At 69.9% G+C, this 21,242-nt stretch carries 17 protein-coding genes and 2 pseudogenes; 7 read left to right on the forward strand and 12 right to left on the reverse strand.

What is annotated here, in order from left to right; genetic code table 11:
• Positions 1–234 precede the first annotated feature (234 nt).
• The 5 genes from AB0R04_RS35450 to AB0R04_RS35470 all read left to right on the forward strand — a co-directional run bounded on the left by AB0R04_RS35450 (position 235) and on the right by AB0R04_RS35470 (position 7,455).
• Complete coding sequence (locus AB0R04_RS35450; RefSeq protein WP_363377828.1) at positions 235–1,164, forward strand: Gfo/Idh/MocA family oxidoreductase; 930 nt, start codon at positions 235–237, stop codon at positions 1,162–1,164.
• Positions 1,165–1,561: 397 nt separating this feature from the next.
• Positions 1,562–3,376 carry an endonuclease/exonuclease/phosphatase family protein gene (locus AB0R04_RS35455; RefSeq protein ID WP_363377863.1) on the forward strand — a complete coding sequence of 605 codons (1,815 nt, stop codon included), beginning with the start codon at positions 1,562–1,564 and terminating at the stop codon, positions 3,374–3,376.
• Between the two features lie 95 nt (positions 3,377–3,471).
• On the forward strand, positions 3,472–3,984 hold the full coding sequence (locus AB0R04_RS35460) for a GNAT family N-acetyltransferase (protein WP_363377830.1): 513 nt from the start codon (positions 3,472–3,474) through the stop codon (positions 3,982–3,984).
• A 120-nt stretch (positions 3,985–4,104) separates the two neighbouring features.
• Positions 4,105–5,064: a prolyl aminopeptidase gene (pip, locus tag AB0R04_RS35465; protein WP_363377832.1), complete on the forward strand. Its 960-nt coding sequence runs from the start codon at positions 4,105–4,107 to the stop codon at positions 5,062–5,064.
• Between the two features lie 93 nt (positions 5,065–5,157).
• On the forward strand, positions 5,158–7,455 hold the full coding sequence (locus tag AB0R04_RS35470) for a WD40 repeat domain-containing protein (RefSeq protein WP_363377834.1): 2,298 nt from the start codon (positions 5,158–5,160) through the stop codon (positions 7,453–7,455).
• Between the two features lie 69 nt (positions 7,456–7,524).
• Here the strand turns inward: AB0R04_RS35470 and AB0R04_RS35475 are convergent, their stop codons facing one another.
• Positions 7,525–8,394, reverse strand: coding sequence for a S1 RNA-binding domain-containing protein (locus tag AB0R04_RS35475; RefSeq protein WP_363377865.1), 870 nt, complete (start codon positions 8,392–8,394; stop codon positions 7,525–7,527).
• A gap of 65 nt (positions 8,395–8,459) precedes the next feature.
• Between AB0R04_RS35475 and AB0R04_RS35480 the strand changes: the two are divergent.
• Positions 8,460–8,597, forward strand: a pseudogene (locus tag AB0R04_RS35480) (IS5/IS1182 family transposase); the annotation flags it as partial.
• 44 nt (positions 8,598–8,641) lie between these two features.
• On the opposite strand, the gene AB0R04_RS35485 reads toward AB0R04_RS35480, so the two are convergent.
• From AB0R04_RS35485 to AB0R04_RS35495, 3 genes are all read right to left on the reverse strand, one after another.
• Positions 8,642–10,606, reverse strand: coding sequence for a S9 family peptidase (locus tag AB0R04_RS35485; protein WP_363377837.1), 1,965 nt, complete (start codon positions 10,604–10,606; stop codon positions 8,642–8,644).
• A gap of 173 nt (positions 10,607–10,779) precedes the next feature.
• Positions 10,780–11,754 carry a TniQ family protein gene (locus AB0R04_RS35490; RefSeq protein ID WP_363377839.1) on the reverse strand — a complete coding sequence of 325 codons (975 nt, stop codon included), beginning with the start codon at positions 11,752–11,754 and terminating at the stop codon, positions 10,780–10,782.
• On the reverse strand, positions 11,751–12,194 hold the full coding sequence (locus AB0R04_RS35495) for a hypothetical protein (protein WP_363377841.1): 444 nt from the start codon (positions 12,192–12,194) through the stop codon (positions 11,751–11,753). Before AB0R04_RS35495 ends, AB0R04_RS35490 begins: the two co-directional genes overlap by 4 nt.
• 239 nt (positions 12,195–12,433) lie before the next feature.
• Between AB0R04_RS35495 and AB0R04_RS35500 the strand changes: the two genes are divergently transcribed.
• Positions 12,434–12,919 carry a hypothetical protein gene (locus tag AB0R04_RS35500; RefSeq protein WP_363377844.1) on the forward strand — a complete coding sequence of 162 codons (486 nt, stop codon included), beginning with the start codon at positions 12,434–12,436 and terminating at the stop codon, positions 12,917–12,919.
• A gap of 22 nt (positions 12,920–12,941) precedes the next feature.
• On the opposite strand, the gene AB0R04_RS35505 is transcribed toward AB0R04_RS35500, so the two are convergent.
• The 8 genes and pseudogenes from AB0R04_RS35505 to AB0R04_RS35540 all read right to left on the reverse strand — a co-directional run.
• On the reverse strand, positions 12,942–13,352 hold the full coding sequence (locus tag AB0R04_RS35505) for a hypothetical protein (RefSeq protein ID WP_363377846.1): 411 nt from the start codon (positions 13,350–13,352) through the stop codon (positions 12,942–12,944).
• Between the two features lie 88 nt (positions 13,353–13,440).
• On the reverse strand, positions 13,441–14,016 hold the full coding sequence (locus AB0R04_RS35510) for a DUF6262 family protein (protein ID WP_363377848.1): 576 nt from the start codon (positions 14,014–14,016) through the stop codon (positions 13,441–13,443).
• Entirely contained in the window at positions 14,013–14,351 is a 339-nt protein-coding gene (locus AB0R04_RS35515; RefSeq protein WP_363377850.1) for a hypothetical protein, read from the reverse strand. The genes AB0R04_RS35510 and AB0R04_RS35515 overlap by 4 nt, the downstream gene beginning before the upstream one ends.
• A 30-nt stretch (positions 14,352–14,381) precedes the next feature.
• On the reverse strand, positions 14,382–16,646 hold the full coding sequence (locus AB0R04_RS35520) for a site-specific integrase (protein WP_363377852.1): 2,265 nt from the start codon (positions 16,644–16,646) through the stop codon (positions 14,382–14,384).
• The gene (locus AB0R04_RS35525; protein WP_363377854.1) at positions 16,646–17,821 is read right to left on the reverse strand and encodes a tyrosine-type recombinase/integrase; all 1,176 of its coding nucleotides are present in this window, start codon (positions 17,819–17,821) and stop codon (positions 16,646–16,648) included. Before AB0R04_RS35525 ends, AB0R04_RS35520 begins: the two co-directional genes overlap by 1 nt.
• A 105-nt stretch (positions 17,822–17,926) precedes the next feature.
• Positions 17,927–18,505, reverse strand: coding sequence for a TniB family NTP-binding protein (locus AB0R04_RS35530; RefSeq protein ID WP_363377856.1), 579 nt, complete (start codon positions 18,503–18,505; stop codon positions 17,927–17,929).
• On the reverse strand, positions 18,499–20,520 hold the full coding sequence (locus tag AB0R04_RS35535; RefSeq protein ID WP_363377858.1) for a Mu transposase C-terminal domain-containing protein: 2,022 nt from the start codon (positions 20,518–20,520) through the stop codon (positions 18,499–18,501). Before AB0R04_RS35535 ends, AB0R04_RS35530 begins: the two co-directional genes overlap by 7 nt.
• A gap of 77 nt (positions 20,521–20,597) precedes the next feature.
• Positions 20,598–21,158: pseudogene (locus AB0R04_RS35540) on the reverse strand (TnsA-like heteromeric transposase endonuclease subunit); the annotation flags it as partial.
• Positions 21,159–21,242: the final 84 nt, after the last annotated feature.

The following is a 21,242-nucleotide window of genomic DNA, read 5'->3' on the forward strand; positions in this document are numbered from 1 at the left end:
GTGCCACGGTGGGTGCGGCCGGCGAACGGCGCCGGCCCGCCGCTGTCAAGCCTTGTGGTAGTCGGGTTCTGGGGTGGTGGCGCAGGGCTGTTCGGAGTGGGGGCTGACGTTTGGCTGTGGGGGAGGTTTTGCGTGGTCGGGCCGCTGCGGGGCGCCTGCGACGGGTTGGTGGGGTGCGGGAGCGGGCGAATAGGGTGGAGCGGATGGTTCCGGCGCATGAGTATGGAGATTCGTATGAGCTCGACCTCTGTTCCTGACGGCCTTCTCCCGGTCGGCGTGATCGGCCTCGGTGACATTGCGCAGAAGGCGTATCTGCCGGTCCTGGGCGGGTTGCCGGCGCTGGACCTGCGGTTGATGACCAGGGACGGGGCGAAGCTGGACCGGATCGGTGACGCGTACCGGATTGCGCCGGAGAATCGCTTCACCGATCTCGGGGAGTTGATCGGGAGCGGGATCCGGGCGGCGTTCGTGCACGCCGCGACCAGCCAGCACGTCCCGATCGTGGAGCAGCTGCTGACGGCCGGTGTCGACGTCTACGTCGACAAGCCGCTCGACTACACCGTCGACGGTGCCCGCCGGCTCGTCGACCTCGCCGACCGGACGGGCCGCTCGCTGATGGTCGGCTTCAACCGCCGGCACGCGCCCGGCTACGCCCAGGCCAAGGAGCGCCCCCGCGACCTGATCGTCCTGCAGAAGAACCGCGAGGGCCTCGCCGAGGCCGCCCGCTCCCTGGTGTTCGACGACTTCATCCACGTCGTCGACACCCTGCGCTTCCTGGCCCCCGGCGAGATCGAGCAGGTGGACGTCCGCGCCCGCGTCCGGGACGGGCTGGTCGAGCACGTCGTCCTGACCCTCGGCGGGGACGGCTTCACGGCGCTCGGCATCATGAACCGGCTCTCCGGCTCGACCGAGGAGATCCTGGAGGTCTCCGGCGCCGACTCCAAGCGGGCGGTGCACAACCTCGCCGAGGTGATCGACCACCGCGGCCAGCCCACCGTCCGCCGGCGCGGCGACTGGGTGTCCGTCGCCCGTCAGCGCGGCATCGAGCAGTGCGTCCAGTCCTTCCTGGACGCCGTCCGGGCCGGCAAGACCGTGGACGCGCACGACGCCCTGCGCACCCACGAGCTGTGCGAGCTGATCGTGGAGCGGATCGAGGCGGGCTGAGGGGGCGGGCTGAGGCGGAGATAGGAGTAGGGGTCAGGGCGGACGCCGGGGCGGAACCAGAAGTTCACTGACGGGGTCTTGTCGCGTCATTTTCTACGCGCGTATCTTGGGGTCGCTGCGGGGGGCGGGTGACCGGCTTCCGCTTCATCTACGCGGGTAGCGCGTGCCATGGGCACGCCGCCTGACCATGCGTCACGGCCCGGCGGCCGCAGACCCGCCGGGTGGACGACGCCCTGTGCCCCGCTCCACCCTCGACCGCCGTGCCACGACCGTGCCGCACGGCGGAGCTAGGAGTCATGCCCCGGTGACCACCGCCCCCGCTCCCCGCCCCCGCCGGGCCCTGCTGCGCGCCGCGATCCTCCCGGCCGGACTGGCCGCCTCGCTGGTGCTCGTCCCGCTGCCGGCCGCGAACGCCGCGCCCGCCGCCACGAACGCCGCCGCGAACGCCACGAACGCCGCGCCCACCGCCGCCCCGGCCGAGGCCGGACCGCTGCGCATCCACGACATCCAGGGCACCACCCGGATCTCCCCGCAGGCCGGGAAGCCCGTCACCGGTGTGCCCGGCGTCGTCACCGGCGTGCGCGCCTACGGCAGCGCCAAGGGCTTCTGGATGCAGGACCCGAACCCCGACGCCGACCCGGCCACCAGCGAGGGCGTCTTCGTCTACACCGGCGGCAACCCGACCGTGAAGGCCGGCGACTCGGTCCTGGTCAGCGGCAAGGTCACCGAGTACTACCCGGCCTTCGCGGGCGGCTCGCAGTCCGTCACCGAGCTCACCGGCCCCGCCGTCACCGTGCTGTCCTCCGGCAACCCGCTGCCGGCCCCGGTGGTCGTGGACACCCGCAACATCCCCGGCACCTACGCCCCGCCGGCGCCCGCGGGCGGCAGCATCGACGCGCTGCCGCTCAACCCGGAGAAGTACGCCCTGGACTTCTACGAGTCGCTGGAGGGCATGCTCGTCCAGGTCAAGGACGTCCGGGTGATACAGGCGACGGACAAGTACAACGAGCTGTGGGTCGCCGCCGACCGGCAGGACCAGCGCAGCAAGCGCGGCGGCGTGCTGTACGAGTCGTACGCGGAGCCCAACGTGGGCCGTCTGATGGTGCAGCAGCAGGCGGCGGTCACCCCGCAGCAGCCGTTCCCGGTGGCCAACGTGGGCGACGTGCTGACCGGCACCACCACCGGCCCGCTGGACTACAACCAGTTCGGCGGCTACACCCTCGTCGCCGGCACCCTGGGCACGCTCCAGGACAACCACCTCCAGCGCGAGGTCACCGCCAAGGCGGCCGACCGCGAACTCGCCATCGCCACCTACAACGTGGAGAACCTCGCCCCCGGCAACCCGGACGCCAAGTTCGCCGAGCTGGCCCAGGGCATCGTCACCAACCTGCGCTCGCCCGACATCATCGCCCTGGAGGAGATCCAGGACAACAACGGCGCCAAGAACGACGGCACGGTCGACGCCGGCCAGACCGTCGCCAAGTTCATCGCCGCGATCAAGGCGGCCGGCGGCCCGGCGTACGACTGGCGCTCGATCGACCCGCAGGACGGCAAGGACGGCGGCGAGCCCGGCGGCAACATCCGGCAGGTGTTCCTGTTCAACCCGCAGCGGGTCTCCTTCACCGACATCCCCGGCGGCGCCGCCACCAGCGCCGTGGACGTCGCCGGCAGCGGCGCCACCACCGCGCTGACCGCCTCGCCCGGCCGGATCGCCCCGGCCGACGACGCGTGGACCAACAGCCGCAAGCCGCTGGTCGGGCAGTTCTCCTTCCGTGGCAAGAAGGTCTTCGTCATCGCCAACCACTTCAACAGCAAGGGCGGCGATCAGGGCATCGACAGCCGCTTCCAGGCCCCCACCCGCAGCTCCGAGGTGCAGCGGGTCAAGCAGGCCACCATCGAGCAGGCCTTCGTCGCCAAGCTGCTGGCCGCCGACAAGGAGGCGCGCGTCGTCTCGCTCGGCGACTTCAACGACTACCAGTTCTCGCCCGCGCTGGCCGCGCTCACCAAGGACGGCGTGCTGCGCGACCTGGTGAACGAACTGCCGGAGACCGAGCAGTACTCCTACGTCTACCAGGGCAACTCGCAGGTGCTGGACCACATCCTGGTCAGCCCCGAGGTCGGCTACGCCAAGTACGACGTGGTGCACATCAACGCCGAGTTCGCCCAGCAGGCCAGCGACCACGACCCGCAGGTGGTCCGGATCAAGCCCTGACCGGTCCGCATCAGGCCCTGACCTGCAGCTATGCTGCCTTCGCCGGAGGTGACCACCGTCGGCGAAGGCAGCTGCGGCAGTGGGGGTCGGAGAACATGCGGTACCGGATCGAGCGGATGGGAGACGAGGACTGGCAGCGCCTGCGGAAGGTGCGGCTGGCCCAGCTCCTCGACTTCCCGATGGCGTTCGGTGAGACCCACGCCGCCGCGCAGGCCCTGGGCGAGGCCGACTGGCGGGCCCGGACGGCCCGGCTGAACGAGCCGGGCAGCGTCGGCCTGGCGGCCGTCGACCCGGACGGCGAATGGGTCGGCACGATGCTGTCCGTCCCCGACCGGGACCAGGCCGCGACCGCCGTCCTGATCGGCGTCTGGGTGGCCCCGCAACACCGCGGCCGCGAACGCGGCGTGACGGACGCCCTGCTGGACGCCGCCACCGACTGGGCCCGCACCGAGGGCGGCGCCAAGCGGATGCTGCTCGGCGTGCACGAGGCGAACGCCCGCGCCGCCGCCTTCTACCTGCACCGGGGCTTCACCTACACCGGCGGAGAGACCCCGTACGGGCTCGACCCGCAGGCCCGCATCCTGGAGATGGCCCTCCCACTGGACTGAAACGCCCTCAGGTCGGCCGGTCCCCGAACTCCCCGAACTCCCCGAACGCCCGTTCCCGTGCCACAGGTTGGGCGGAAAAGCGCGGGCCCCGAGCGCGCCCGCGCCCTAGGATCGACGGTCATGGTTGATCTCTATCCTCCGACGAGTCCCTACGGCCACGGTTTCCTCGACGCCGGAGACGGCAACCGGGTCTACTACGAGCAGCTCGGCAACCCCGAGGGCAAGCCCGTCCTGTACGTCCACGGCGGCCCCGGGGCGGGGACGCCGGACCGGCCCACCCGGGCGTGGGACCCGGACTGCTACCGCGTGATCCGCTACGACCAGCGCAACTGCGGCCGCAGCACCCCGCACGCCAGCGACCCGGCGGCGGACATGAGCCTGAACACCACGCAGCACCTGATCGACGACATGGAGCGGCTGCGCGAGCACCTCGGCATCGAGCGGTGGTTGCTGAACGGCGCCTCCTGGGGTTCGACCCTCCTGCTGGCCTATGCGCAGCAGCACCCCGAGCGGGTCAGCGAGATCATCATCCAGGCGGTGACGACGACCCGCCGGGCCGAGACCGACTGGCTCTACCGGGGCGCCGGGTCCTTCTACCCCGAGGCGTGGGACCGGTTCCGCGAGGGCGTGCCCGAGGACGAGCGGGACGGCGACCTGCTCGCCGCCTACGCGCGGCTGATGGAGAACCCCGACCGGGCGGTCCGGGAGAAGGCCGCCGCCGACTGGCTCGCCTGGGAGGACGCGGTCATTTCGAACGAGCCCAACGGCTCGCCCGGCATGTACAGCGCCCGGGAGGCCGACGCGCAGATCGCGTTCGTCCGGATCTGCGCCCACTTCTTCAGCAACGGCGCATGGCTGGAGGAGGACCAACTGCTGCGCAACGCCCACAAACTGGCCGGGATCCCGGCGGTGCTGGTGCACGGCCGGCACGACATGGGCGGCCCGGTGCAGACGGCGTGGGAGCTGGCGAAGGCGTGGCCGGGCGCGCGGCTGCACATCTCCGAGGACTCGGGGCACATCGGCAGCGAGGAGATGAAGGAGACCGTCCGGGAGGCCATCGAGGAGTTCAAGCACCGCTGATCCCCGGGGTGCCCGGCAGGGCGACGCCCGTCGGGGGCGTCGCCCTGCCCATTGGCAGGCGGGGGGTCTGGCAGTCGTACCTTCTGCGGTGCCGTGTTGCTGGGTACGGCTAGTGTGCCGGTCATGTCTGATGATCTGCGGGGCATCCGCCAGCGTGCTGAATCCGCCGTGGCCGTTGGGCGGTTGGCCGATCCGGGGTTCCTGGTGAACGCGGACCCGGGATCGGTACTGGCGTTGCTGGACGCGGCGTCGGGCCCGACGGCGCGGTTGGCCGCGTCGGTGTACCGGGCCTCGACAGATCTGCATCGTGACGTCACTGCGGGGGTACGCCGACAGCTGCTGGCGCTGGACGCGGCCCGTTACGGGGACCGGGAGCTGTCGGCACGGATCACCGCGGTACCGGTGGAGGGCGAACCCGCCGCACCGTGGGGCGTCGAGTGGGCCACCGGCGGCCAGCTCGACCGGTCCCTGCGTCGTATTCCGACCGTCCACACTACCGATGCGTTGCTGGCGGTCGCGACGGCCGTGGTCGACGGCCGCCTCGTGGCGGTCACCGGCAGCTCCTTGGCGGTCACCGGCAGCTCCTTGGCGGTCACCGGCAGTTCCTTGGCAGTCACCGGCAGTTCCGAGCGGACCGTGCGGGTCTGGGACCTGACCACCGGCCAGCAGATCGGCAAACCCCTCACCGCCCACACCGGCGAGGTGTGCGCGGTGGCGACGGCGGTGCTCGACGGCCGCCCCGTGGCGCTCACCGGCAGTGGTGACCGGACCGTGCGGGTGTGGGACCTGACCACGCGCGAGCAGATCGGCCAACCCCTCACCGGCCACACCGCCGGGGTGTTGGCGGTGGCGACGGCGGTGCTCGACGGCCGTCCCGTCGCGGTCACCGGCAGCGGCGACGTGCGGGTGTGGGACCTGACCACGGGCGAGCAGATCGGCGAGCCGCTCACTGGCCACACCTCTGCTGTGTACTCGGTGGCGACGGCGGTGCTCGACGGCCGTCCCGTCGCCGTCACCGGCAGCCACGACGGGACCGCGCGGGTGTGGGACCTGACCACCCGCGAGCAGATCGGCGAGCCGCTCACCGGCCACGAGGAGGCGGTACGAGCGGTGGCGACGGGGGTGCTCGACGGCCGTCCCGTGGCGGTCACCGGTGGCCACGACGAGACCGTGCGGGTGTGGGACCTGGCCACCGGCCGGCAGCTCGGCCGACCTCTCACCGGTCACGACGGATGGGTGTTGTCGGTGGTCACGACCACGATCGAAGGCCGTCTCTGCATCGTCAGCGGAGGCGAGGACTGGACGCTCCAGGTGTGGGATCTGGCCACGGGCAAGCCGCTCGGCGAGCCGGTGCGCGGCCATACCGACAAGGTACGGGCGATGGCGACGGCGGTGCTGGACGGCCGTCCCCACGTGATCGCCGGCAGTCAGGACGGGATGGTGCGGGTGTGGGACCTGACCGCGGGCGGCCAGGTGGGTGAGCCGCTCACCGGCCACACCGGCGAGGTGGGCACGGTGGCGACGGCGGTGGTCGAGGGCCGCCCCGTCGCGGTCACCGGCAGTTCTGACCAGACCGTGCGGGTCTGGGATCTGACCGCTGGTCGCCATATCGGCCGTCACCTCACCGACCGGGACGGCTGGGTGTGGGCGGTGGCGACGGCGGTGGTCGACGGCCGCCCCGTGGCGGTCACCGGCAGCCACGATGAAACCCTGCGGGTGTGGGACCTGACCACGTGCGAGCAGATCAGCGAGCCGCCCACCGGCCACGAGGAGGGGGTGAACGCGGTGGCGACGGGGGTGGTCGACGGCCGCCCTGTAGCGATCACCGGCGGCTTCGATGACGTACGGGTCTGGGACCTGCCTTCGGGTCAGCAGGTCGGTGAGCCCCTGACGGGCCACACCGGCGAGGTGAACGCGGTGGCGACGGCGGTGGTCGAGGGCCGCCCCCTGGCGATCACCGGCGGCGACGACGGCACGGTACTGGTCTGGGACCTGACCACGCGCGAGCAGATCGGCGAGCCCCTGACCGGCCACACCGACTGCGTGCTGGCGGTGGCGACGACGGTGGTCGACGGCCGCCCCGTGGCGGTCACCGGCGGTGACGACTGTACGGTGCGGGTCTGGGACCTGACCACCGTCCAGCGGATCGGCCAACCCTTCACCGGCCACACCGGTGAGGTGAACGCGGTGGCGACGGCGGTGGTCGAGGGCCGCCCCCTGGCGGTCACCGGCGGCGACGACTGTACGGTGCGGGTCTGGGACCTGACCACCGGCGACCAGGTCGGGCCGGAGTTGGTGTTCCCACTGCGGGTCTGGGCGGTGGCCGTGGTACCGGATGGCCGGTTGGTGGTGGGCTTCGGCTGGGAGGTCGCGGTGTTGGCCCGCCGCTGACCGGGCCCCGCACAAGCGGCGCGCAGTACGAGCCACTTGGGAGGCGGTCCCCCGAGGGCGTGGGGATCCTCAGGGGCTGGTGTCCAGGGGCGACGGTGGGGACGTGTCTGCCAGCGGTGGGTGGTCCAGGCTTCGTCGGATGAGGTCGGTGCTGTCCGCTCTACCAGCGGCACCCAGCCGCACCCGGTGACGCTGGAGGTCGACCTCGGCGACCTTCACCGTGATCAGTTCGCCTTCATCGACGAGTTGATCCGGGGTCTCGACCCGCTCGTCAGCCAGTTCTGAGAGGTGCAGGAACCCCACAACGTCGGGAGCAAGCTGCACGAACACACCAAAAGGAACGATCTTGGTGATCGGCCCGGTGAGAACCTGGCCGACTTGATCCGCAAACCGAATGAGCGGATCTTCCTGCAGAGCCTTCAACGAGAGCGTGACCTGTCCGGAGCGCGTCTCGGCGATGATTACCTCGGCGGTGATCCGTTGGCCGGCTTCGACCGCTTCGGAGGGGTGGTTGATCCAGGCCCACGTCAGATCCGGCACCCGGACGAAGCCCGTGCAGAGGCCGTCCGGTTCGCCATCGACGTGGACGAAGACCCCGAAGTTGTGAACCTCGGAGACTGTCCCAGCGACGACCTGCCCTCGTTCGAACGCGAGGAGGAAGGACCGAAGGGCCGGAATCTCGCACGCCCTGGCGGAGAGGTGAAGCTGACCTTCGCGCCAGCGCCCGATCTCTTCGGCATTGATCTCTTGGCCGACCTCAAACAGCTCGGATGGATGCTCCATCTGACGCATCGACGCCTCCTGTCGAGGAATCCGACCGATCTCGGCCTTCCCTCCTTCGGCATCCACGAGCTCCACCAGGATGTCCGCTCCGTCGAACCCGGTGACCTTCACCGTTCTCACGGCCCCCGGCCGGAGCTGGTTGATCAAGGACTGCATGCGAGGGTCAGGGGCTGGTTCGGACACGGAGGCGAGCCTAGTCGGCGCCGGCTGCACTGGTTGCCCGGCCGGACGCGGCCGCCGGGGACAGGGCCTTCTCGTCCCGCAGCAACCGGGCCCACCTGCGCAGACGCGGCATCGAAGCCGTCATCCCGGAGAAGGTGGACCAGGCCGCGAACCGAAAGAGGAAGGGCTCCAGGGGCGCGCCACTCATTGATCATGACTCGATGCCCACCCCGGTACGGGCCTACAGCCAGCGGTCGTACCAGGTGCGGATGCGCCGGAGGGCGTCGAGTTGATGGGCGCGCTCGTGCAGCCCGTGGCCCTCTCGGGGGTAGACGACGAACTCGTGCTCGACGCCGAAGTGGCGCAGTGCGCGATGGAAGTGGACGGCCTGGCCGAGGGGCACGTTGGTGTCCTGCTCACCGTGCAGGATCAGGACCGGGGTGCGGATCCGGGACACGTGGGAGATCGGGCTGTTCCGGTCGTGGAGGTGCGGTCCCGGCCCGTTCCAGCCGGTGCTGCCGCCGAGCGCCGCGTCCATGACTCCCCACTCGCCGGTCCCGGCCTGGATGCCCCAGTCGGTGATGCCGGCGCCCATCATGGCGGCCTTGAAGCGCTCGGTTCGGCCGATGGCCCAGGCCGCCATGAAACCGCCGTGGCTCCAGCCGGAGATGCCCAGGCGTTCGGGATCGGCGACTCCCTCGGCGACCAGGAGGTCGATCCCGGCGAGGATGTCGGTCCACTCGTCGCCGCCCACCGCGCCCGCCACCACGGCGGCGAATTCATGGCCGTGGCCCGACCCGCCCCGGGGATTGGGCAGGAAGACCGCGTATCCGGCGGTCGCCAGCCACTGCCCGCAGTCGACCGCGGTGAGCGCGAACTCGTCGGCATGGCGGAAGTAAGGGCCGCCGTGGACCATGGTGACGAGCGGGAACGGGCCCTGGCCTCGAGTCCGGCCGGGCGGCAGGATCAGCAGGCCGTCCAACTGGAGTCCGTCGGACGCCTGGTAGCTGAGCCGTTCCTGGACACCCCAGCGGATCCCGCGCAGTTCGGGACTGGTGTCGCTGAGCCGGAGCAGTGGCCCGCCCGTGGGTCCCGCGTGGACGTTCCTGGGCTCGCGCGCGGTGCTCAGCAGCACGGCGAGGGTCTGTCCGGAGTGACTCGCAGTGAGCCCGGCGAGCATGCCGGGCGCGTAGGACAATCGGCGGAACCGCAGCGACTGCGGATCGAGCCGGTGCAGCGCGGTGTCCAGCCCGTCGGCGAACAGCGCCAGCGGCGGCCCGTCGGCGACCTGCACCAGCTCGGTGGGGCAGGCGGGCATGCCGACCGTGAGATTGCGCTGTTCGACGGTCGGGCCGGTCACCGGCGGGACGGTGTCGATCACGGCGAGCGCGCCGACCAAGTGCCCGGGGGTCACCGCCAGGTGGGCCAGATGCCATTCACCGTCGTGATTCCACCAGACCGGGGACTGCGCCTCGAATCCGACCGGGCCCAGGTCCTGGACGGCTCCCGTCTCCGGGGCGACCAGGTGCAGTCCTGCCGTCGTGACGCCGGGGTCGAGCTCGGGGGTGGCCCAGCTCAGCACGGCCAGCGGGCCGCCGTCCGGACGCTGGGTCACCTCCACGACATGGCGGTCTCCGAGGCCGTCCACGGTGCGGACCGCGCCGGTCGCCAGGTCGAGCAGGTGCAGCCGGGTGGCGGGGAGGTGCCGGCCCCAGACCTTCGCGTCGTCACCCTCGGCGTCCCGGCGTTCGTCCTCCGCGGTGGGCTCGTCCTCGGCGAGCAGCGCGACGGTGTGGCCGTCGGCGAGCGGGTAGTGGTCGCCGATGCCCCCGCGCCACCTGGTCAGAGGCTCCGTCTCGGCGACGTCCTCGCTGCCGTCCAGAAGGATCCGCTGGAGTTGAGCGGTGCCCCGTTCCTCGCGGTCGGAGGTGAAGAACAGAAGAGCCGAGTCCGGCGCCCACTTCGGGGCGGCGCCGCGGGCCGTGCCGTCGGTCAGCCTGCGCGGGGCCGCGCTGCCATCGGCGGCGGCGACCCAGACGGAGCTGTGCGGACGTCCGTCCCTTCCACTGTTCGCGACCACGCCGTAGGCGACCAGGCGACCGTCCGGCGAGATGGCCGGGGCCACGGGGGCGGCCATGTCCACCACCAGTTCCGCGGTGAGCAGGTCGGTCGATTCGGGAGTCGGTCGCGGTGCAGGCTGCGGCATGCGGACTGCCTTTCACTGGCCAGTACGACAGGCGGACATCCTGTCGCACGGACGAGCCCGTGTCAGTCGGGTTCCGGAGAATCGGGCTGTCCGTTCTTGATTGATGTGGCGATCTGACGGGCTTGTGACCTGCGGTTCGTCAGGTCGGTTGAGAGACATTGGGTCCTCGCTCCTCACGCGAAGTGGCGGATGTTGGGAAAGGGGGTCCGGGTGAGAACCGCAGCGAGTGGATCTCGCCAGAAGTCGAAGCGCCGCTTGGCATGCTCCGCGCGGAGGTTCCCAGCCCAGAAGGTAATGGGATCGCCTTGGACCGGTGACCGATTCGAGGCCTTGGGGATCCCGACAGCCTGGAAGGCATACCGGTAGAAGTGCTCCAGATCCGCATCGCGGACCATCGCCACGTGCCGGCGCCAGTCCGGATGGCAGAGTGTCTCGGCCAGGGCGACGGTCTCGGGGAAGACAACGCACTGCGCGGCCGGTGAGTCGTACCCCCGATACGGAAAGGCGATGTTGAGCTTCCTGGCCCTGACCGCCCAGCGTTCTGAAAGCACGGGGTGCATCCGCTCCCAGGACCAGTTGAGGGCGATGCACTGGGCCTTCCAGACCATCGTTGGCGCGCGGAGCCTGCGAGGGCCGTCCAGGAGAGCGCGATAGCGTGCGTGGGCGTCGATGATCTCGGGCATTTTAGCCAGGTCGCGCTGAAGGCCGTCGGTCCAGCGGCGGTGGACGCGACAGACCCGGCGGCCGTCCTTGACCCGAACCCGGACAGCATCGCTGATGCCGCGCCTGGAGGTGCAGAGGAGGCATGCGAGTTGAGGGCGGGGATGGGTCCGGAACCAGCGCAGTCCCGGGCGGCCGAGTTCCAGCGGTGTGTGCGGGGTGTGGTCTTGGCCGGGCAGGGTGCGGGCGAGAGCGTCAGTGTCCCGGCCGGACAGAACGGCGAGCCGTTCCAAGGATTCGAGGGACAGTACGGCATCCATGTCGATGATGCGTCGCCCCGGGTGACAGGGCGCGAGATGCCGGAAAAGCGTGGCGGCCGGAATCTCGTTGGCACTGGCGAGACGAGTCACGAAGGAGATCACGGTCTCCTCCGCGAGAGGCCGAACGGTCAGAGGCAGTCTACGAACTGGTAGGTCGGAGAGGTTCACGACGCCTCCTTACGGGTTCGTCCAGGAGACGCCGGTTGCACCCACAGATCACCCTGCGCGGCGGTGTCGAGCAGGACACCATCAAGGTGCTTCTTGGTGAGCTTCTCAGTGCCGTCCGCGATGGCGTCGTTCGCGGCCTGGTGGATCAACTGGTCGAGAGCCCCGATGGAGCCGGTGGACCGCTCGTGAAGGTAGGGCGCGAGCCGGACCAGGGAGCCGGCCGCGTGGCGGTGCAGACGAAGGGACTGTTCCATGGTGGCGACCAGCTTCTTCCAGTCCGACCGCTCCTCGTTGGTGTCGTAGCCGAACGCACGGGTACGGGTACTGAGGAACCGCCCGGCGATCTGGCGTCCGCGTAGGCCGGAGAAGAGTCCGTGTTCGGCGACGTCGATTCCGGCGAAGACGAACGTGGCCCGGATCTGCTCGTAGAAGTACTTCAACTGGTCCGATGCCTCGGCTCCGGCGCGTGTGGTCAGGTCGAGGTTGTGGATCTCGTCGATTTTACCGACCGCAGGAGCTCGGATACCGGCTCTGAACTGCGACGATTCATAGAGTACATGTTCGCGACGCCGGGTTGGGGTCGATGTTGTCGTCCGCCCGGGTGATCTGAGGGTGCCCCTGTCCTTTGGCCAAGGGAAACGAGGCTGTGCTGGATCGGGGAACCAGGCAGCATGGCGGTGTGGCTGATCTGCTGTGGGATGACGTGAAGTGTTTCTTCGACCCGGACCTGATGGGGTCGCTGCCGGACTTGCGTGTCCCGGATGCCTCGGCGGAGGACTGGCAAGCGGTCCTTGATCTTGTCGAGGCGAGAGGTTGGCAGTGCCAGTACTCCGAAGGCGAGACTGTGCTGCCGGTGCCTCGGGCGGAGACCGTGCTATCCCGCCCGGCGGACGCTGAGTGCCCAAATCTGCGGGTCTGGCCGACTGCCGATGTTCTGGCGATCTTCCGTTTCCTTGGCGACGATGAAGTCGACTTCGACGTTGACCTGCGGGAGTTGCAGGGCCAGGAGCGACTTGATGTGTTCTGCGACTTCTTGCGGGAGATCGGCCGCCGCTTGGGCAAGTCGGTGCTGATGGACCCGGAGGGCGATTATGGCCATCCGGTGCTCGGTTTCGATATCGAGGCCGATCGAGTCGCCCTCCTGGCTGAGCCGCTGGTCAGGTGATTATGGCCGTCGGCCCCAAAGATCAGTCGGTGGCGCCTGCCGAACGGAGCGAGCGGCCGAGATCGCCGACGAGTAGACAAGGGTGGCGCCGCCACCACCACATATCGATGGGGTCGAACCCGCTGATCCGGTGGAACTGTGACAAGGAGATGCCGTCGTCGAAGACGGTGGCGGCCCGGAAACGGTCGTCGAGGGCTTTGACCTGCGGGGTCCACAGGACGATCACGCGCTCGGTGAGGATCGGCCATGCCTCGTGCAGCCAGTTCCGGCTGTAGAGGTCGTTGGTGTATTCGTCCACCAGGTCGCTGTACCCGTCCTCGACTTTGCCCACGAGCCAGGCCCACTTGTCGACCATCTCTTGGACGGTGAATGCCTTGCGCCAGCCGCGTTGATGCAGGACTTCGCCTGCGGCCTGCTCGTTGTGGGGCTCCATATGCCGGAGCCTGGCATACGGAACGGTCCGGTGACCACGGGTTTCCCCTGGTCACCGGACCGGACTGAGCGGCATCCCCCCGGGGTTGTCAGGTGCCCGCGATCTGGGCTTCGAGGTCGGCGACGCGGCGGTCCTGGAAGCGGAGGTTGGAGCGGGCGGCCTTGAGACGTTCGTCGAGGGTGCGGTTGTCGGTGGTGAGTTGGCGGACGCGCTGTTTGAGGGTGGTGTTCTCGGTGGTGATCCGCTGGACGGCTTCCTGGGTCCATTCGGCTTCCAAGTCGCGGATCTGGCCGAGGAGTTCGCCGATGCGGTTGCGCTGGGTGAGGATCTCGGTGTGGGCGGCTTTGAGAGCTTCCTCGGCGTTGAGGGCCCGCTCGCGCCAGGTCGCCTCGCGGGCGTCGTCCTGGTCGGTGAACAGTTGGGTCCGGCGTTCGCCGGCCTCGGCAATCGCCGCGGCGACCGCGGCTCTGGCCTCGGTGTTGTCGTAGAGGAAGGTGCGCGAGACGTCTGCGCGGCGGGCGACGGCGGCGACGCTGACCTGGGCCTTCTCGCGTCGGATCCGGGCGATGGCGTCGTGGACGCGCTGGAGCGCGGTCTCGGTCTTGCGGCGGCGGGCGGCCTGGGCCGCCGCAGTGCGGAGGTCGAGGACGGTGGAGGTGTTCACGCAGCTTCCTGTTCGGGATCGTCGCCGTCGGCTGAGCACGTATCGCTGTACTCGCCCTGCTCGTTGCCGGCCGCGTCGGCGAGGTCGGTGGCACGGAAGGCGGTCGACCACACGCGGTGGAAGTAGTCCTGGGGTTTGCGCAGGTCCAGGGCGAGGGCGTCATCGAGGAGGCCGAGGGCGGCCAGGGCCTTCTCCAGGCCGTCGATGGCGCGGGCGGTGGGTTCGAAGTAGCGGTGGAGGTAATCGGCGGTGGCGTCGTCGGGGGCACCCTCAGCCAGCAGCCGCCACTGTTCACGCTTTCGCCGCCAATACAGCAGGTCGGCGCCGGACAGCACGAACTTGTCGCAGTTGTGGCAGTCCAGGCTTCAGGGGCAGGCACCGCCGTCGACGACGGGCTGGAAGGTGCAGAACCCGCCCTCGGCCGGAGTGCTGCGGCGCGACAGGTCGATCGCCAGAGCCTGGGCCTGCTCGCGGGTGAGCGGGGCGGCGTCACCGGCCAGGAGTTCACCGGGCTGGGCCGAACCCGGACCGGCGACCCAGACGTGCTGGAGCACGTTTTCCAGATCCGTGCTGGTCAGGTGGACATAATGCTCCGCCATTCGATCACTGACCTGTCCGAGGTATCGACGGATGTGGGTCAGGGTGGCGCCGTGGCGCAACAGACTGGTGGCCAGAGTATGGCGGGCCTGGTGGGGGACGTAGTGGCCGAGGTCCATGGCGTCCACCCAGGGTCGGAACCGGCTGTAGAACCACTGGTGGGTCAGCGCCACCGTCCCGTCGTTGCTGCGGTAGGTCGTGGGGAACAGTGCCAGCCCGGCGCGTTGGGCTCCGGTCGGCCGGTAGCCGTAGCGGGCGGTGAAGCGGTCCAGGGTCTTGCGCTGGCGTTCGGCGAGGATCCCGTAGAGGCGTTCGGGTATGCGGATCGCGGCGTCGTAGTTGCCGACCTTGGTCTGGTCGTGCCAGAACATCGCCAGGCCGCCGTAGCGGCCGATGCAGTCCCACCGCACCTTGAGGACCTCGCCGATGCGGCGCCCGGTGGTGACGGTGGTCTCCCAGATGTCGCGGACGCCGTTGTCGTTGGCGTCGTAGGTGGCGGCGAGCTCGGCCAGATTCGCCTCGTCCGCCAGGGCCCGGGCGACTTCGTCGGGGAAGGGCCGGCGCGCGGTCCGACCGGTGGCCGCGCCGGCGGTCGGGAACTCGATGATGAACTCCCGTTCCAGGCCCAGCCGTTCCGCGGCGCCAGTGTCGAGCGCCTCGCGCATCAGCTTGCGGACGGCGTTGAACACGACCGACCGGGTGACGGTGGTGACGATGCTCGCGGTCCCGTCCGGCCGTTTGACGGCCAGCGAGGGGAGCCCTTCGCGCTCGCGGTGGCGCTGGTCGGCCACGAACCGCCGGGCGTGCTCTTGCCGCAGGACCGCAGGGTCATGACCACCGCCAGGAGCCTCGATCTCCAGGAAGACCCCCAGCTCGACGGCGGCCCGGCGAAGGTCGTCGATCGGGCTGGCCGAGCGCGGGCAACGCGGTGACCTCAGCAGATCGGCCAGGTAGTCCCACGTCAGATCCCGCAGCCAGCGCTGCGGGATGCCGGTCAGGTCGACGTGGCTCATCCGGTGCGGGAACAGCACCCCGTAGTGCTCGGTCTCTAGGAAGCCGGCGTCCTTGGCCTCCTGCGGGGTGAAGTAGACCAGTCGCAGCTCGTGCAGGATCTCCTTCGCGATCGCCCCGGTGAACGCCGGGGAACCACCGGAGCCGAACTCGAAGTCGACCAGCGAGTTCACCTCCAGCGAGCGGCAGGTGGTCACCAGCGCCCGGATCCAGCCCAGGTCCCAGCGGGTCGGGCGGGCTCGTTGAGTATGGACGAACAGTCCCCACTGGATCTCGGCCCGCACCAGGGGCCGCAGGCCGCGCAGGTTGATCTGCCCCGACCAGGGTTGCGCGGGAACGGTAGCGCACCACCGCCGGAACGCCGCCTGGTCGGCGTACTCGATCGGGACCGCCTTCCCGAACTGCTCGTATCGCTGCCACCAGCTGTCCGGCATCGCGGCCCCACCGGGCTCGCCGTCACGGCGGTAGCGGGTGCCGTGCCACGAGCACAACCCCAGCGGGGAGTCTGCCAGGTTCGGGCAGACAACCACGCCGCAGAGGCCGTAGCCGGGGCACGCCTGTTCGCCGCTCACCCAAGCGGCGAACGCCTCGCTGTCGTCTCCGTCGTTCTTGCGCACGGCCCACCGGCTCAGATGCCGCTGACACAGCCGCAGATCGTTGCGGGCCGCTGGCCGTCCGGGGCAGATCTGACAGATGGTCTCCGCCGCCCCGACACGCCGTTCCAGGCCCTGGGCGGCCGCCACAAAGGCCGCCCTTCCCACCCCGCGCTCGCTGTCCTGGACCCACTGCCGCTGATGTTCCGAGCAAAGATCCGTCCCGCCCGTCCGGCTGCGCTCACATCGGTCGACGACGCATGCCCACCGGTAGACCGCGTGGCCGGGTGGGATCTCGATCACGTCCGGCCGGAAGATCGGGTCGAAGGACGGGCCGCCGATCAGCGCGGTCAGGATCTCCAGCCGGTCGCGGCCGACCCGGTCCTCACGCTCGGCGAACAGGGGTCGAAGGTAGTCCTGCCGTCGCATCACGCCTCACCCCAGACCGCGCGCAGTGCGGCGTCGAACGCCGGGTCGTGGACGTCGACATGTCCGTAGACCTCGTCGACCATCGCGGCCGACGCCCAGCCACCCGCGTCCCGGGCGATCAGCAGGTTGCCGTCCGCCGCGTCGAGAACCGCGGAAGTAAACGTGTGCCGGAAGGCATGGGGCTTCACGAGGCCGAGACCAGCGCGTTTCCCGGCCCGGCCGATCATCCGCCGGGCCCCGACCGGTGCCCACGGCTGACCGGTGTCGGTGCCGTGCAGCTGGACCAGGAGCATGCCGTGGCCGGCGCCGCGCGGGTACTCGGTGGTGATGTAGTCGAAGTAGGTGTGCACCATCGCCGGGCTGACCCGCTTGATCAGTCCGCCGGTCACGGTGCCGTGCTCGACCCGCCAGGGGTGCTTGGTCTTCGCCTCGGCCCGGTTGGGGTTTCCCGGCCGGTGGCAGACGTGCAGGTGGGGGGTGCGGCATTCGCCGCAGGCCGCGTTCTCACGCAGGTGCAGGTCGATCAGGTGCAGCCCGCAGAGCTCGCCGATCCGCAGGCCGCCGTCCGCGAGCCAGGTCACCACCAGCCGGTCCCGGGCCGCATTCACCGTGGCCAGCAGCTTCTCCCTCGCGCCGTCCGGGAGCATCTTCGGATGCCGGCGGTGCGGGCCCTTCGGCGCGAGCGGGTTGGTGGGCACCGATGACTTCACGTGCCCGAGGAAGGAGCGGCGCCGGTCCACCCGCGACGGCAATCGGGACGTGTCGAGCTTCTTGCCGAGCCCCCCGTTCACGCCGAGGGCGGATTGGTGCAGGTAGAAGCCCTTCAAGCAAGCCGCCGCAGTCGACAGCGCGGACTGGCCGTAGGGCCGCTTACCCACCCGCCACGGCTCGCCGAGCGGCATGCGGACCTCGGCGCCCACGATGCCCATGTACCGCTCAAGGTCCCGCAGCTTCACCGTGTCGAAGGCCAGGCACTCCCGCTCCAGCCACCGCAGATGGTCCACCAGCAGATACGCGTACGTCCTCTGCGTCCCCGAGCCGTCATGCTGCCGCAGGAACCGGTCCGCCTCCGTGTGGACCATCCCCTCGGGCCACACGATCGTCCACGACCGCCGCCCGTCCTTCCGTTCGATCTGCTGGACCCTCAGGTCCCCGACCACCACGCGCCGTGCCACTCGTCCTCCGTACCGACTCCAGAACATGACAGACATCCCGGACACGGTCGGTAAACAAGCCCGGGACATGCTGGTCACAGTCCCAGACGGACATCACGGGCAGGACTACCTGCGGTCGGTAAAGTCGACGAGGACCAGGCCACAGCGGACCTTCCGCAGGACGGTGCAGACGGTGTGGGTGATCTCGTGCTGGCTGGCACGGGCACCGATCGGCAGGCCGAGGAACGCTGCCAGCTCGATCGAAAGCATCTTCGGGGTCGCGCCCGAGGGGACCACGATGTAGGCGACCGGGATGCGGTCGCTGTGGGGATTGGCCTGCCGCATGGCGTCGACGTGGTACTTCTTGCCGAGTTGCTGGATTGCGGTGGACTTGCCGGTGTTGCTGGGGCCGGAGACGATCAGACCCCGGCGGCCGGTGGTCTTGGGAGCGTTGTAGGCCAGCAGCTTCCGCCCGAGCGTGGTGATCTGGCGGATCATCGGGGTCGCGACGATCAGAAGCTTCATGTGGTAGGTCATGCGGGCCTGGTTGTAGACCGCCCGCTCGACGGGGTCCAGGCCCTGGAAGACGAGTTCCGGCAGGAGGTCGGGTGCCTCTGGCCGTGGCGCGTCGGCGAAGGCCTTCCAGCCCTCGCGGGTGACCAGCGGTTGAAAGTCGAGACCGCCGTCATCATCGGAATTCACCATGCTCCGCCGTCCTCTAGCGGGTCGAAGACCCCAAAGGGCACGATCTCGTCCGACTCAACGACCTCCGCTTCCACGATCTCCGACTCACTGCTCTCGCCGGACGGCAGCGGCAGCGACGCCGGATCCAGCGCCGGGGTTGCGGCTGAGAGGAGAGCTGCCGGGAGGCGGCCGGGCATCGCGGTGGCGGCGCGTGCTCGGGCAGTTGCCCGTTGCTCGGGACCAGGGCCAGCCTCGACTCGCCGCAGCAGGCCGGCCAGCAGGACGGCGACAGCCATCTCGTTGCTCGCGTCCACGCCACGCTCCGCGGCGATCCGGCGCGCATAGCGCCAGGTGAAATCGGCGAACGGCTGGCGGACCATGGGCATGTGGGTCCACGGGGCCGTGAGCCAGCCGCCGTGATGGTGGTCGCGCACCCAGACACGGCTGAGGTCGTGCGGGTCGTAATGGACTTCCCACTGGCCGTTCTTGACCGTGACGCCGGAGTGCCGGCGGCGATACGGGGTGAGTTCGGGGCCGTTGTAGGAGCGGTGGTCGATGCGGATGCCGTAGTCATTGATGGTCCGCCAGACGGCGGGCAGCATCTCGATGTAGTCGTCCCCGCTGGGAGCCAGCGGGACGTATCCGCAGGCGGCCACCATCGCCGTGTATGCCTCGTTGGGCGACAGCGGTCGGTCCGGGGTGAACGGGTGTCGCAGGCTCTCATGGGGGCGGCTCTGCCAGCCGGCCACGATCCACTCGTCCAGCAGGTCCTGGAGATCGGCCACCGACCAGGCCGCTTGAGCACCTGGATCGGCTCCGCGCCGGGTGACGTCACGTCCGGTGTAGCCGGCCACGTCCTGGCAGAACAGGGTGTTGATCGAGGAGAACGTGCGCTCCACGACGCCCTTGTCCGTCGGGGTTCTGGGGTGGGCAGGCTGAACCGAGATCCCGAGTGTGCGGCAGGCTCGAACGAAGGCATCGGAGACGAACACGCGGCCGTGGTCGATGACGATGGTCTCCGGGACGATCACGGGTTTGGCCGCGGCCCGCTCCAACCGGGTGTCGATGTCCAGCAGCCGGGCGTGCGGGATGCGCGAGGCGGACATCCGCAGGGCCTCGGCCCAGTGCGGGCGCATCGGCTCGGGAACGACGATCCGGGCCAGCATCAGCGCGGCGTCCACCGCCTTGGCCCTCGCTGGGTGAAGTACCGCCGCGCAGATGGTGCGAGTCGCGATGTCGACCGCGATGGTGAGCTCCGGACGCCCCACCACTCCGTCGTCCATCACCGCCATCACATCCAGCGGGGTGCTGTCGATCTGAACCTGCTCGCCCGGTCGGGCCGCCATCGTGGGCGTGAAGACGCCCGAGGGGCGGTTGTCGGCTTGGCGCCGGGTGGCCGCTGAGCCGAACGTGTACCGACCCACGGTCACCGCGTCCAGAAGCCGGTAGAACGTTGCTGTCGACGGCATTGGCACCGTGTCCGGTCCGTACTCGGCGACGATCTGGTCCTCAACCAGGCGTCGAACCCGGGCCTTTGTGCCGGTCGAGGTCTGCGTCTGGCGTTCGATGACCGCGACGACGGCCTCCACCACGCGAGGATCGACGTTGCCCGTCGGCTTGCGCCGACGCGCGTAGCGGGCGTCGACCAGTCCCCACACGCCCTGCTCGCGGTAGCGCCGACGCATCCGCTGAACGGTTCGCAGCTCCGCCTTCACCCCGAGTGCCGTCAGTTCTCGCGCCTTGGCCGCCTCCCGCTCGGCCAGGGTGTGCACTTGGGGGTCGTACTCCGGCTGCGGGACAGCACCCGGCAGCGCGTTAGGCGGAAGCCCGCACTCCAGCTCCACCAGGTGGTGCTCCCAGAGCCGAGCCCGGTCCGCCGCCTGCGCTGGCACGGACTCCAGAAGACCGTGCGGAGCCAGCCGGGGAGACGGACCGGCTCCCACCACGGCGAAGTCCGGGGCAGCCTGCAAGTAGGCCAGCAACACCACGCACTGCTCGCCAGAAACAGCGAGAAGCCGCACCGACGTACCCGCCACGGCCACCACCGTGTGCTCGCCGCCCCCGAACACGATCCGATCACCGACCCGAAGAACCCCCGGCCGACCCAACCCGCTCACCGGTTGACCACCCGACCAGCAGCGCGGACAACCGTGCGCTCGCCCAGTAGCACCGACAGGTCCACCACCAACTCCTGACACCACAACAGGTGGAAGAGCACCGGCAACGTGGCGACCGGATCACCGACGGCTTCCGCACCGGCCATCAGGCCGCCCGGACTCGCGAAGTAGCGCAGCAGCCGACCCGTCGTGGTGACCTCGCCGCACCGAGCGTGCCGGTAGCCGGCCAGCCACCGCAGATTCGCCGACCACACCTCGTCCGCTTCACCCCATAGCGCGTACTGCCAACCCACCCGCTCGCAGGCCACTTTCGTAGCCGCGAACGCCTCCTGGTCCCGCTGCCGCCCGCGCCGCCCCTCCGGGCGGGAGTCCACCACCAGCGCCCCGCCGCCCGCCAGCCGCGCGAAGAAGTCAGGCGCATGCGAGCGCGGGCGCCCCGACTCGTCATCCCAGAACAACCACATCGGCTGAGACGAGTACCGCACCACATCGCGGTCGAAGTCCAGCGCCATCGCGTGGTCCCGCTCCAGCCACGACTCGAAGCCGTGTCGGCGACGGGTGAAAGCTGACCGCTGAACGGCGGATCAAATGGGACCCACCTCGCAGTCGTCTGATCATCCTGATCTTCAGAGGTCAGGAGG

Source organism: Kitasatospora sp. NPDC056731 (assembly GCF_040687675.1).
Classification (GTDB): Bacteria; Actinomycetota; Actinomycetes; order Streptomycetales; family Streptomycetaceae; genus Kitasatospora.

Coding starts and splice junctions, on each gene's coding strand:
- AB0R04_RS35520 (WP_363377852.1), bottom strand. CDS start 16,646: ATGCGACGGCAGGACTACCTTCGACCCCTGTTCGCCGAGCGTGAGGAC.
- AB0R04_RS35505 (WP_363377846.1), bottom strand. CDS start 13,352: ATGGAGCCCCACAACGAGCAGGCCGCAGGCGAAGTCCTGCATCAACGC.
- AB0R04_RS35475 (WP_363377865.1), bottom strand. CDS start 8,394: ATGCAGTCCTTGATCAACCAGCTCCGGCCGGGGGCCGTGAGAACGGTG.
- AB0R04_RS35460 (WP_363377830.1), top strand. CDS start 3,472: ATGCGGTACCGGATCGAGCGGATGGGAGACGAGGACTGGCAGCGCCTG.
- AB0R04_RS35450 (WP_363377828.1), top strand. CDS start 235: ATGAGCTCGACCTCTGTTCCTGACGGCCTTCTCCCGGTCGGCGTGATC.
- pip (WP_363377832.1), top strand. CDS start 4,105: ATGGTTGATCTCTATCCTCCGACGAGTCCCTACGGCCACGGTTTCCTC.
- AB0R04_RS35530 (WP_363377856.1), bottom strand. CDS start 18,505: ATGGTGAATTCCGATGATGACGGCGGTCTCGACTTTCAACCGCTGGTC.
- AB0R04_RS35485 (WP_363377837.1), bottom strand. CDS start 10,606: ATGCCGCAGCCTGCACCGCGACCGACTCCCGAATCGACCGACCTGCTC.